Consider the following 11,488-nt stretch of genomic DNA (forward strand, 5'->3'; position numbering starts at 1 on the left):
TAAGCATCTTTGCATCCGGAAAAATTAGTCGATAAATTTATGTAGTCTCTTTATCGGCATTATCAATATTAAAAATGAAAAAAGCAGAAATAAAAATAACCGTTGAGTTGGATGAAGGCAATAACCCAGATAACATACTTTGGGAGAGTACAGATTCTGGAAACGCTGATAAAGTGCCTGCAAAGGCGATGTTTTTGTCGGTTTGGGACCACAATTATAAAAATACATTGAAGATAGACCTTTGGACAAAAGATATGCCTGTTGATGAGATGAAACGTTTCTTCTACGAAACTTTACAAACCATGGGCGATAGCTTTTTAAAAGCCACAAACGAAACTCTTATTGTAGAAGATTTACGCGATTATTGCGCTCATTTTGCTGATAAGATGGGGATTATTGAAGGGCAGTAGTTTTAGTCATTAGTCATTAGTCATTAGTCATTAGTCATTAGTCATTAGTCATTAGTCATTAGTCATTAGTCATTAGTCATTAGTCATTAAAAAATGCCAGACAAGTTAGCTATTAAACTATTAACCATCAACTATCAGCCATTAAAGCAATTCACCGATTTATACAGTTAACCGATTAACCAAAAAATATGTTAGTATTAAATAAATTCAGGGCTTGGTTAGGCATTTTGTTATGCATTATTGCAGGTTTCTGCCCAATGTTAAAAGTGCCCATTAAAGGCAATTGGAACTTGTATCAATCAGATGCCCGTTTGTTTTTGATCACTTATGGCATTATCGCCATTTCGGTATTGTTTCTGTTTATCAGAAAAGTAGGTGCCTTTAAGTTTATGAGTTTCGTAATGGCTATCTGGTATGTTTTAGCGGTAGTTGCAGTTTATTTTACTGCAAATAATTATACTAAATATGGCTTCGCCAATAAACTTATCGGTAAAGTTGTTCATTTCCAGTGGGGCTGGATTGTACTTTTGGTAGGTGTTATATTTATGCTTTTCAGTGTGAAACGCGGAGAGAAGATTACCACTTAAACCTTTTCGTGTTATTCTGCGCTTAGCTGGTGAAAACGCTAATCTATAATGAAATAGTCATCCGTATCATTTTCCAAGGGAATATATATCCTTTCCCATTCATTGCCTTCTATTACTTCCCATGTATGTCCTTCTCCGGCTGTATCATTGGCAATGAGTATAATCCCCGGCTCAACTATAAAAGTTTCGCCATTGCTTACTGTAAACTGAAGTTTACCCTTAAGCGTAATTACATATTGGCGCCTTGGTGCAGGGTGGGGGATTTTCTCTAAAGAGGATACATCGGTTTGTGCGAAAAAATAACTCGCATTAATATGCTGGCGGATAGGGATTTTACCCGTCTCGAAAGCACATTTGTTATCTTCAATATTAATTAAACGGATGGCTTTTATATAATTTTTAGTTGTTTCGGCTTCGTCAGTATTCATCTGCAAAAAAAAAAGTATGATTTAAAATTTTAATTCGGTTTGTCCTTTTTGGGAAAGTTCGCGTTCGTGTTGTAGCAGCCATTGTTTACGCCATAAACCACCTGCATAACCCACCAGTTTGCCGTTACTGCCGATTACCCTATGGCATGGTACTACAATGGCAATATTGTTTTTTCCATTTGCTACGGCAATAGCCCTTATCGCTAATGGATTGTGCGCAGAAAATTTGGCGTAGGAAGTGGTTTCGCCAAAAGGTATTGTCAGTAAATTCTGCCAGACCTCCTGCTGAAATTCGGTCCCTTTTTGTTTCATCGGAAAATCGAAATTCTTTAAATCACCTTTGAAATAATCATTTAACTGGTTGGCTACCTTTACCGTAAGCGCATTTTCTGATAATCCAGTAATATCCTTCTCAGCAAAAGTAATTACATGCACAAATTCGTCATCAGCTAAGATGGTTATTGTGCCAACAGGCGATGCTATTACTGATGCATAATCCATATTTTTCTGTGACTTCAGTATTTCTGTGGGTAATCTTCTTTGTGCTTATTCTTAAACAAAATTACAACAATACAACAATTTAAGCGTGCAATATTTATCAATAAAAGTATCTTTGCGGTTATGCAATTGGCCAAAGAGGTTAAATATTTAATTCACAAGGAAGTATTGTTAGAGTGGCGCTCCAAATATACCATTAACGGTGTATTGCTCTATGTGGTTTCTACCATTTTTACTTGTTACCTCTCTTTTGTTAGCCTGGGTGATAAATTAACATGGAATGCCTTGTTTTGGATCATCATGCTTTTTGCCTCAATTAATGGCGTATCGAAAAGTTTTTTGCAGGAAACCAAAGGACAGCAGTTATACAGTTACATTTTGGCAAGTCCAGCTGCGGTTTTAATTTCTAAAACGGTTTACAACATACTCCTCATGTTGGTGCTTACCACAATTGCTTTAGGCTTTTATACACTGGTTTTCGATTCTTTTACCCCGCCCGATTTAGTGATGTATTACATAGCCGTGGTATTGGGCAGTATCAGTTTTTCTACTGTATTTACAATGGTTTCGGCAATCGCAAGCAAAGCGGGAAATGGAGGAATGTTAATGGCTATTTTGAGCTTTCCAATTATTATTCCGGTATTGATCTTGTTGATTAAACTGGCCAAAAATGCTGTTGACGGTTTGCCGTGGGAGAATAGTTACGATGAAATAGCGATGTTACTTGTGGTGAATGTACTGATGGTGGCAACGTCTTTATTGTTATTTCCTTACCTTTGGAGGGATTAAAAAATGATTGAATGAGAGATGGATTGAATGATAGAATAGAGAATAACATTCACTAATTCAATCATTCAGAACTCAATAATTATATAGGTATGAATAAAATTTGGTGGAAAATTTTAGGTTCGGTTTTGGTAATTTATACTGCAATAGCAGGTTTGTTACTTGGTGTACCGCATCTGGCTATTTTGAACGAAACAATCCGTAATCTGTATTTCCATGTTCCGATGTGGTTTGCCATGATTGTGCTCTTTTCGATCTCTGTTTTTTACAGTGTAAAATCATTGAGTACAAAAAGTGAAATTGATGATATTAAAGCTGTGGAAAGCGTAAACACTGGGATAGTTTTCGGCGTTTTAGGTTTGGTTACAGGCGCCATCTGGGCGAAATATACCTGGGGGCAGTTTTGGAGTTTCGATCCTAAACAGAATTTTGCTGCCATTTCAATTTTGCTCTATTTTGCCTACCTCATTCTTCGCAATGCGATAGACGAAGAACAGAAAAGAGCCAAGATTTCGGCCATTTACAATATTTTCGCCTTCCCAATGATGGTGGTATTACTTTTTGTTTTACCACGTTTAAAAGATTCATTGCACCCAGGTAATGGCGGTAACCCTGGTTTTAACAGTTACGATTTAGACAGCCGCATGCGTATGGTATTTTATCCTGCATGTTTAGGTTGGATATTAATCGGCTACTGGGTTTATACCATCCGTTTCAGAATACGTAATATAGAAAACAAACAACAACATAACTAAAATGAAGAAGATATTTTTCTCCCTGATATTAATGATGGCCGCTATGCAATTATTTGCGCAGGATAATGGCGTAGAAATGGCTGATAGCCTTCGCAGCAATGGAAAGATATATGTTGTGGTAATATGTATCGTAATTATTCTTGTAGGTTTGTTGGCCTACCTGTTCTCAATCGATAAAAGATTAAAGAAAATCGAAAAAGAAAACCAAACTGATAAATAATAGCGTAAATACGGATGCTGGTTAAAAACATATTTGCCTTCAGTAGTTGGTAAATCGATATGTTTTAAGACTATATTTATCAATTTTTTATATTTATCTTATTGTAAAAGAGGTTTTTGCTAATTTTAAAAGGCCTAATTAAAAATACAAAGCAGTAACCACGTAAAATACCTACATCACAGTATTGTTTTTTGGTAATTTATTGATCAAGTTTGGTTAGTTAAAAATTAAATCAACGGGACGATTTAGGTTAACTTTAAGAAGTGATCAACACAATTGGTCACTTTTTTTTATGCCCTGCTTTTTATAGGTATTTGCAATATTCGCAATATTGATCTGTTTTCTAGCTTCTATTTGTTGAGTGTTGCAACAAAAGGCCGTTTTGAATATTTTTTTTATAATTTTTTTTTGTTCAAAATAAGCTGTAATAAAACCTATAAAAATAGTCGTTTTACGGTACTGGCTTACTAAGATATCTACGTTTAAACGTGTTTAGGTATAGTTTTTAGACAGGTTTCTCCAACGGGTATAAAAGCTAATTTTAGGCTAAAATAGAATGGTGTTTGCTTTACACTAAGTCTTTTTGCATTTGGATATGTGCAGTTTTTTTAGGCAATTTTGCATCGAAAACTTATTCAATATAAAAAATAAATAATGGCTAATCTAGCAGACGAGAACAAGTTCTTTGCAGATGTTTGTAAGAACTTTGACAGTGCGGCTCAATTCACCAATCATCCAGAAGGTTTATTGAACCAGATTAAAACATGTAATAGTGTGTATCGTTTCCAATTCCCAATCCGCCGCGGAAACGGTTTTGAAGTAATTGATGCTTGGCGTGTAGAACACTCTCACCACATGAGCCCTACTAAGGGTGGTATCCGTTACAGTGAAATGGTAAACGAAGATGAGGTTATGGCACTTGCGGCCTTAATGACTTACAAGTGTGCCATTGTTAACGTTCCATTTGGTGGCGCAAAAGGTGGTATTAAAATTAACACTAAACAATACAGTGTTGCTGAGTTAGAAACCATTACCCGCCGTTATACTACAGAATTAATTAAGAAAAACTTTATTGGCCCTGGCATTGATGTTCCTGCTCCTGATTATGGATCTGGCGAACGCGAAATGAGCTGGATTGCCGATACTTATATGACCATGAATCCAGGTCAGTTAGACGCTTTAGGCTGTGTAACTGGTAAACCAATTGCGCTACATGGTATCCGTGGCCGTAAAGAAGCTACAGGACGTGGTGTTGCTTATGCCGTACGAGAATGTGTAGAAGTGGCAGAAGATATGGCTAAATTAGGCTTTAAAGCTGGTTTAGGCGATAAAAGAGTAATTGTTCAGGGGTTAGGTAATGTGGGCTACCATTCGGCTAAATTCTTAGCAGAATTTGGAGCTACTATTGTAGGTTTATGTGAGTTTGAGGGAGCTATTTACAATCCTAATGGATTAAATGTGGATGAGGTTTTTGCACACCGTAAAAATACTGGTTCCATCTTAGGGTTTCCTGGCGCTAAAGACTTTAAAAATTCGATGGAAGGTTTAGAGCAGGATTGTGATATCATCGTTCCTGCTGCTTTAGAAAACCAATTTACTGAACTAAATATCCGTAATATTAAGGCAAAAATTATTGCTGAAGGTGCAAATGGTCCAACTACACCAGAAGCGGAAACCATTTTTACCGAAATGGGTGGTATTATCATTCCTGATATGTATTGCAATGCGGGTGGTGTTACGGTTTCTTATTTCGAGTGGTTGAAAAACCTTTCTCACGTGGCTTTCGGTCGTATGGAGAACCGTTATGCGGCTAATTCAAATGCCAATCTGATTAATACTTTAGAAAACCTAACGGGCAAAACAATCCTTCCCGAACACCGGTTAATGATTGTTAAAGGCGCATCTGAAATGGAATTGGTAAACTCTGGTTTAGAAGACACCATGATCCATTCTTATCACGAAATCCGCGAAACATTAATGAACAAACCAGCAACTCAAACATTGAGAACAGCTGCTTTTGTAAATTCAATAGATAAAATTGCGGTTTCTTATATGAATTTAGGCGTTTGGCCATAATACTTAGCTTGTCATCCTGAGCTTGTCGAAGGATAAAGATCTAAATAAAAGCCCTGCAGAATTTAAAACTGCAGGGCTTTTTTGTGTTCAAGATCATCATAGTGGCTTGAAGCGCAATGTGGTAAAGAAATTTTTGATTTGCAGAAGCATTGCGCTCCAAATGAAATCGATAGTTTTTTAATAAGAAAACGAATGGATTGTGGTTCTTGGCGGGGTTGCAGTCCCGCCATTTGCTATAGCTCCGATAGAAGAAATCGGAGGCTGCCGCTATTGTCGGGTTTAGGGACCGGGGTTTGTGCACCATGCAACCCTAAAAATGAAACACTGTCTCAGCTGCTTAGCCCCGGTTGAAGTGTTACCCTGCAGCAACGAGGCACGAGGAAGCGAAGCGTAAAAACGCAAAACGGGATGAAACTTTTTGTTTTGTACAGGCGGTGCGCTCCAAATAATGAATATATTTTTAAGCGCTATATTTCATTTGACTGGCTAGTCCTGCTGTACCTCCTGCCGATGAAGGATCGGCATCCGTCCCATCAGGTTTACGTACAATGGACAGTTAATCTGCGTAAATCATCCGAATCCATGTTTGGTGGCTCACCAAACAAGTGAATTATCATGTTAGGTAATCTACTAAGATGTTTGTCATTCTGAGCCTGTCGAAGAACTAATGTTATTTTTATTGACACCGCAAACAATTATAGTCTGCGTAAATAGCCTTAAATCTGCGGGAAATACCTTACCTGCTTGCCGGCTTACCAAATGAGAAGTTAAAATCTAGCGAGCTGTTGAGGCTACCTTTAAACGCTTTTAAAAGCTGGATCAGGGCGTTGGCATGCTCGTTTAAAAATAAAAGTTCCGATTCCAGCCTGATTTTGTCTTTCCCTATGCTTTTTGCTTTTATTTCCAGTTGACTAAAAGTACCCAGTTTATCTGCAATTAATGGCATTGGTGTTTGTTTAATCAACTTTTTAAAATCTACTTTAAAATAAAAGAAATCGTCAGATGATACTCTTTTAAGATCAGGTTTAGCGCTTTGTATAGTGCTTAATTGAATGTTACCACTATTACCTTTAAAATAAACCTGGTACAATGGAATCATCGAACTACTAATCTTTCCGGTAGATTGATCCAACGCGCCTAGTGATTTAAGGTAATCGCTTACTTCTTGGTCATTGGCAGTCAGATTCATGGAAATGGAAGGAATTTTCCTGTCCTGAAGTACTTTTTTTTCAACCCTTTCAAAATCATCATTATATTCATAACCTACAACAGTATCTACCTGGGTAATGGTGTTTGTCCATTCAAAATCCACATAATCTTTGTAAAATCTGAAAAAGCTGTCTTTTGAAAGGAGAGAAGGAGCTCCCGTCTGATTTTTCTTATGTAATTCTGATTTAAACTTTGCGTTTAGCCACATACCTATTGTGCTTTCTGGGTTTAAAGTCCGGTGCTGCGGTTTGGCTGCTGGCACGATCATTTGGTTTATGAACTCATTACTGAAATTAATTTTTCCGTCAGTAAAATTAATCTTGCTATAGTTCTCGGTATTTTGAAACGAAACATGATCGGAAAGGCCTGCAAGCCTCTTAAATTGACTATCGCCAAGTTTAACCATATTTTTTTTATCCAGGATTGCTTGCAGAACAGTTTTTAATTGCTCCTTTTGTGGTGTGTATGCTAAAGCGGCAGTTGTTTTGTTAAATAAGATACAAAAGGTCGAATCTTTGGATTGAAAGAAATTTCTATCCTTTTTAATCAACGGCAATGCAGATTTTTTTTGAATAAAACGGTGAAATGCTAAAGTATCTGCTATTTCAAAAGTCGAAAAAAAAGTAGTTTTTGCTTTTCCGTTTAAACTATATATATAAATGTTTGCCGGAATTTTCAATCCGGTGTTTAAATCGTCTACCTTTTCCTTAATCCCTTTTTTATCTGCTCCCGAATATTGACTTGGATGTTTTACATAACTAACCGCAATGGTTTTGTATAGCTCATCAACATTAATTTTAAGCAATGCATTGGTAGAACCAGGGATAGATATATTATTTGCCTGGATTTGTCTGTATTTGAAAAAGCCGAAATAACAAAGCAGCAGCAATATTGCTATTGCTGCTGTTATTTTTAAAAATTTCTTCATGGAATATGGTTAACTGTTAAATTGGTTAATCGGTTAACTGTAAACTGCCAACTGATAATTGCCAACTAAACTACTTAGCTGCATTTTCAATTAAAGAAAACAGATATTTCAAAGCGTTTTCATGTCCGTTCGGAATTTCTGCGCTAATATCTGCTGAAACCAATCTGCCCTTAATCGGGTTCGATTTCATGTATACATTGCCCATTTTTTCTAAAGTGCTGTTAAATTTTTTGGCGGTTTCTTCACCACCAATTTCAGAATCTGGTACTTTGCCCACCAGGTTTTTGGCATTAAATAAAAAGCTGAAATTGTTTTTGCTCAATAGTTGTTTGTGCAGTTTACTTAATTTATTGCTGTTGTATTGATTGTTACTGATACCCTGCATTTCAGTTAACGAATTACCGAAAAAAACAATACCATCTTTAATCATAAAGTAAATATCAATCGGGCTTTTCTTTTCCAATATTTTATAAATGTTGTTCTCAACAGATACATAATTTTTGTTTACGCCATATTTAATCAGTTTATTGATCAATCTGGTATCTTCAGAAGAAAACATGAAAAGGAAATCAGGCAAGGTTTCTTTTTTCGTTTTAACTATTTCTTTTTGTTTGTAATCGTCGTCATATTCGTAAGTTGTGTAAGTAACATCTTTGGTGTTTAATCCATTAATTACAAATAGAGCATCACCTTTAATTACTTTGCTTACCGCTTCTTCATCTAGCAAAAGAGAGAGCAGTTCAGCGCCCAGGTCAATTTCTTCATCCATTCTGGCGCCCAAAAAAGAACCATAGGTCTGTTTCATTAATTTAGGAAATTCTTCAAGGTAAGCTTTAGTATCAATAGAATAGCTCATAAAACCAAGCGCTTTTTCGCTGTTTACATATTTCAAAAAGTTTTTGTTTAACTTTCTGTTCATGATTTTTTTATACGCATCTGCCTGTTCCTGCGCCAATTCTAGGCCTGTAGAGATGCGGAAACTTTTGTCATCCATAAAAAGTTTCGCATTTAAACTGCCATAACCTTTCATTAGCCCTGCTTTACCATAAGCACCGAATTCTGGAGAGATTGCATTATAAACATCTTGCAGACTCGACACCCAAAGTTCTGCTATGGCTTTGTTGTCTAAACTCGCTGTGTATGATTTATTGGTTTCGATAGACTCGTAACTACCATTAAAAATCTGATCCGCCTGGGAGGTCATCCAGGTAAAAGCCAATCTCTTTTTCTTTGCATCCTGCTCTAAACGCTCCTGTTGGTAAGCATCATATTGTTCATCTACAACGCCGTGAACTGGAGTCATAGCACTAGCAGTATCAGCAGTTGCCACCGCAACATCATCATAGTGGTATTGTGGTTTTAAAGGAATTTTTTTCTTTGATGCTTTTTTCTTTTTAGCGGTAGTTTTTTTAGCTGTCGATTTTTTCTGAGCTTTCGCTTTTACAACAGGTGGAGCAGGCACTTCCTCGACCATAGGCTCGGCTGTAGTTACATAAGTAGAATCTGTAGCTACAACTGCAGCACTATCAACCAGTGTAGGGTCATTTTGAAACCTGATATCCTTAATTCCATAACGGGCAGATTTAACTGAATCGGCAAAAAAAGAACTGCTGATGCTTCCTGTTACAAAGTACATCATGTTATTGTTCCACTTAATAATGCTTGTACTATCTGGCAAAATCATAGTGCGAACGTCGCCTTCTTTTGTAAATTTATTTTCCTTGTTGTTAATTAAGTTTTCAAACTTAGTTGCATCTTTTATCGGGATCAGAAAGCAGTTATAGGTAATGCTATCGCTTAATTGATTAAAATAATACATGTTTTTCTCCAGGTTAATGCCGAAATCTTCTATGCTGGTAAAGCTTTTATCAAGTGATTTTGAAGTTTCGGTAAGTAATTTCTTGCCTACGAAAGATTCATTAAAATCTTTTACAAACATCAATTTAAATACGTTATCGCCTTTAATGGTGGCAACTGTAAAGGCATTTGCAGGTATTTTCTTAACCAGATCCTGAGCCTTGGCCAGATTAAACGATAAGAAAAGAGCGATGGCAATTAGAATTTTTTTCATTGGATATTATTGTTTTTTAGCGGTTATGAAGCTATCATGAGCATATTCATCTCGGTTTGTGAACAGTATGCTCATGATGGTTTCATTGGATATAATTTGTTTTCATGGAGATGAAACTATCGCCGATGAAGCGTTGGTTTCATTTTTATTTAGATAGTTGTATGGAATTAGATACGTTAATTTTTCCGTTAATTAAATCCATGATGCTGCTTTTTAACATCACGGCTTTTTTAGATTTCGATACATTTGATGCCGGATTGGTACTACTTGTTACAGCAGATTCGAAACGATAGATACTGGTGTAGGTTGCGCCGTTAAAAACTGCCTTGTCTTTTGCTTTTAATTTATTGAATTCTGTTTTAGCGCTACTTATTGCCTGATATTTTCGGCTAAAGGTTTTGGTGGCCTTGTTATAAGTATACGAGGAGGTATTGGTAGCCTTAATTTTTTGTTGGGCAAGAATATTTTTGGTGATGTTATTGATATTTGAAACATCTTTAAAAGAAAAACTAATGGTTGCGATATAATTATTAAAATCGCTTGTGCTTTTTACGTTAGAAATCCCTTCCGATTTTTTTAAATAGGCCACTGCTTCATTTAATTCCTGTTGAATTTTTTGTTTGCTGGGTACTTTATAGCCTTGTACGCTATCCAAAAGCATTACCGAAGCTACCTTGGTTTTGCTCTGGCTTAGGTTTATGGTGAGTACCACATCGCCGGTTCCGTCGTTTTTCATGGCAATTTCTTCAATTACTTCAAAACAAGAGCTTAAAAAAGGTATCAAAACTATAAATAACAAAAGCTTATAAAACTGCTTTAATTTCATGTTAATCCGGTTTATGTGCTATGCGGGATGTAAAAAAGGAATGATTATCTGATAGGCCAAACTTAGCAATTTCAGCCCAAACTTTTAAACGATTTAAGATATTCCTTAAGATCGGTTATAAATATAGGCTTCAGAAAAAATATTTCCCTTCAAAAATCAGATAATTGTCAATATAAAGACAAGAAAAATGTAAAAGAATGCTGGCTAAGCCGATTTTTCTATCTTTGTTGCCAGCTTTTACAACAAGTATAACCATGAAGAAAAGTGCAATCATTGGATTGATTACCATCGCAATTTCCGTAGGGATTTTATTTAGCTTAAATGCAAATACTGATACTTACTCTAATTTCAAACAGGCAACCCTTTCTGAGAAAGAGGAACATGTTATGGGCTATTGGGTAAAATCGATGGGTACTTACTACGACGCCGTAAAAGATGCTAACCATTTTTCATTCCACATGAAAGATGAAAAAGGGGAAGTGAGAGAGGTCATTTACGCAGGTACCAAACCGCAGGATTTCGAAAAATCAGAAAAGCTTGTGTTAATCGGTAAGATGAACAAAGACAAGTTTTACGCGTCGAAAATTTTAATGAAATGCCCATCTAAATATAACGACAACCTTGTTGAAATTAATAAAGACGGTAAGGTTGATACGGTAGGTAAGTACGGTGAGAAAAAATATAACTAATTTTA

The 11,488-nt window shown here is 36.2% G+C and carries 12 protein-coding genes; 7 read left to right on the plus strand and 5 right to left on the minus strand.

The genetic code is table 11. The features are described from left to right. Positions 1 to 74 precede the first annotated feature (74 nt). A complete protein-coding gene (gene gldC / locus ACN9MR_RS03765; RefSeq protein ID WP_029275370.1) occupies positions 75 to 410 on the plus strand; it encodes a gliding motility protein GldC in 336 nt (111 codons plus the stop codon). Positions 411 to 598: 188 nt separating this feature from the next. Beyond that, positions 599 to 997 (plus strand): hypothetical protein, encoded by a 399-nt coding sequence (locus ACN9MR_RS03770; protein ID WP_426328303.1) that lies wholly within the window; start codon positions 599 to 601, stop codon positions 995 to 997. Positions 998 to 1,035: 38 nt separating this feature from the next. Here the strand turns inward: ACN9MR_RS03770 and ACN9MR_RS03775 are convergent, their stop codons facing one another. After that, positions 1,036 to 1,425 (minus strand): hypothetical protein, encoded by a 390-nt coding sequence (locus ACN9MR_RS03775; protein WP_426328304.1) that lies wholly within the window; start codon positions 1,423 to 1,425, stop codon positions 1,036 to 1,038. A 21-nt stretch (positions 1,426 to 1,446) separates the two neighbouring features. Continuing rightward, positions 1,447 to 1,926 carry a methylated-DNA--[protein]-cysteine S-methyltransferase gene (locus tag ACN9MR_RS03780; RefSeq protein WP_426328305.1) on the minus strand — a complete coding sequence of 160 codons (480 nt, stop codon included), beginning with the start codon at positions 1,924 to 1,926 and terminating at the stop codon, positions 1,447 to 1,449. 120 nt (positions 1,927 to 2,046) lie between these two features. On the opposite strand from ACN9MR_RS03780, the gene ACN9MR_RS03785 reads away from it, so the two are divergent. The 4 genes from ACN9MR_RS03785 to ACN9MR_RS03800 all read left to right on the plus strand — a co-directional run bounded on the left by ACN9MR_RS03785 (position 2,047) and on the right by ACN9MR_RS03800 (position 5,760). Continuing rightward, entirely contained in the window at positions 2,047 to 2,712 is a 666-nt protein-coding gene (locus ACN9MR_RS03785; protein ID WP_307531777.1) for a heme exporter protein CcmB, read from the plus strand. A gap of 89 nt (positions 2,713 to 2,801) precedes the next feature. Continuing rightward, positions 2,802 to 3,464 carry a cytochrome c biogenesis protein CcsA gene (ccsA, locus tag ACN9MR_RS03790; protein ID WP_426328306.1) on the plus strand — a complete coding sequence of 221 codons (663 nt, stop codon included), beginning with the start codon at positions 2,802 to 2,804 and terminating at the stop codon, positions 3,462 to 3,464. Position 3,465: 1 nt separating this feature from the next. Continuing rightward, positions 3,466 to 3,684, plus strand: a complete 219-nt coding sequence (locus tag ACN9MR_RS03795) for a CcmD family protein (protein WP_215125768.1) — start codon at positions 3,466 to 3,468, stop codon at positions 3,682 to 3,684. A 654-nt stretch (positions 3,685 to 4,338) separates the two neighbouring features. Continuing rightward, positions 4,339 to 5,760, plus strand: coding sequence for a Glu/Leu/Phe/Val family dehydrogenase (locus ACN9MR_RS03800; RefSeq protein WP_167293375.1), 1,422 nt, complete (start codon positions 4,339 to 4,341; stop codon positions 5,758 to 5,760). Between the two features lie 736 nt (positions 5,761 to 6,496). Here the strand turns inward: ACN9MR_RS03800 and ACN9MR_RS03805 are convergent. From ACN9MR_RS03805 to ACN9MR_RS03815, 3 genes are all read right to left on the minus strand, one after another. After that, complete coding sequence (locus tag ACN9MR_RS03805) at positions 6,497 to 7,897, minus strand: hypothetical protein (RefSeq protein ID WP_426328307.1); 1,401 nt, start codon at positions 7,895 to 7,897, stop codon at positions 6,497 to 6,499. Between the two features lie 70 nt (positions 7,898 to 7,967). Further along, entirely contained in the window at positions 7,968 to 9,968 is a 2,001-nt protein-coding gene (locus ACN9MR_RS03810) for a hypothetical protein (protein ID WP_426328308.1), read from the minus strand. 145 nt (positions 9,969 to 10,113) lie between these two features. Continuing rightward, positions 10,114 to 10,794, minus strand: a complete 681-nt coding sequence (locus ACN9MR_RS03815) for a hypothetical protein (protein WP_426328309.1) — start codon at positions 10,792 to 10,794, stop codon at positions 10,114 to 10,116. 254 nt (positions 10,795 to 11,048) lie between these two features. Between ACN9MR_RS03815 and ACN9MR_RS03820 the strand changes: the two genes are divergently transcribed. Further along, positions 11,049 to 11,483, plus strand: coding sequence for a cytochrome c maturation protein CcmE (locus tag ACN9MR_RS03820; protein WP_426328310.1), 435 nt, complete (start codon positions 11,049 to 11,051; stop codon positions 11,481 to 11,483). Positions 11,484 to 11,488 lie beyond the last annotated feature (5 nt).

It is taken from the genome of Pedobacter sp. R-06 (genome assembly GCF_049913135.1).
In the GTDB taxonomy this organism is placed as follows: Bacteria; Bacteroidota; Bacteroidia; order Sphingobacteriales; family Sphingobacteriaceae; genus Pedobacter.

Coding starts and splice junctions, on each gene's coding strand:
- gldC (WP_029275370.1), top strand. CDS start 75: ATGAAAAAAGCAGAAATAAAAATAACCGTTGAGTTGGATGAAGGCAAT.
- ACN9MR_RS03770 (WP_426328303.1), top strand. CDS start 599: ATGTTAGTATTAAATAAATTCAGGGCTTGGTTAGGCATTTTGTTATGC.
- ACN9MR_RS03775 (WP_426328304.1), bottom strand. CDS start 1,425: ATGAATACTGACGAAGCCGAAACAACTAAAAATTATATAAAAGCCATC.
- ACN9MR_RS03780 (WP_426328305.1), bottom strand. CDS start 1,926: ATGGATTATGCATCAGTAATAGCATCGCCTGTTGGCACAATAACCATC.
- ACN9MR_RS03785 (WP_307531777.1), top strand. CDS start 2,047: ATGCAATTGGCCAAAGAGGTTAAATATTTAATTCACAAGGAAGTATTG.
- ccsA (WP_426328306.1), top strand. CDS start 2,802: ATGAATAAAATTTGGTGGAAAATTTTAGGTTCGGTTTTGGTAATTTAT.
- ACN9MR_RS03795 (WP_215125768.1), top strand. CDS start 3,466: ATGAAGAAGATATTTTTCTCCCTGATATTAATGATGGCCGCTATGCAA.
- ACN9MR_RS03800 (WP_167293375.1), top strand. CDS start 4,339: ATGGCTAATCTAGCAGACGAGAACAAGTTCTTTGCAGATGTTTGTAAG.
- ACN9MR_RS03805 (WP_426328307.1), bottom strand. CDS start 7,897: ATGAAGAAATTTTTAAAAATAACAGCAGCAATAGCAATATTGCTGCTG.
- ACN9MR_RS03810 (WP_426328308.1), bottom strand. CDS start 9,968: ATGAAAAAAATTCTAATTGCCATCGCTCTTTTCTTATCGTTTAATCTG.
- ACN9MR_RS03815 (WP_426328309.1), bottom strand. CDS start 10,794: ATGAAATTAAAGCAGTTTTATAAGCTTTTGTTATTTATAGTTTTGATA.
- ACN9MR_RS03820 (WP_426328310.1), top strand. CDS start 11,049: ATGAAGAAAAGTGCAATCATTGGATTGATTACCATCGCAATTTCCGTA.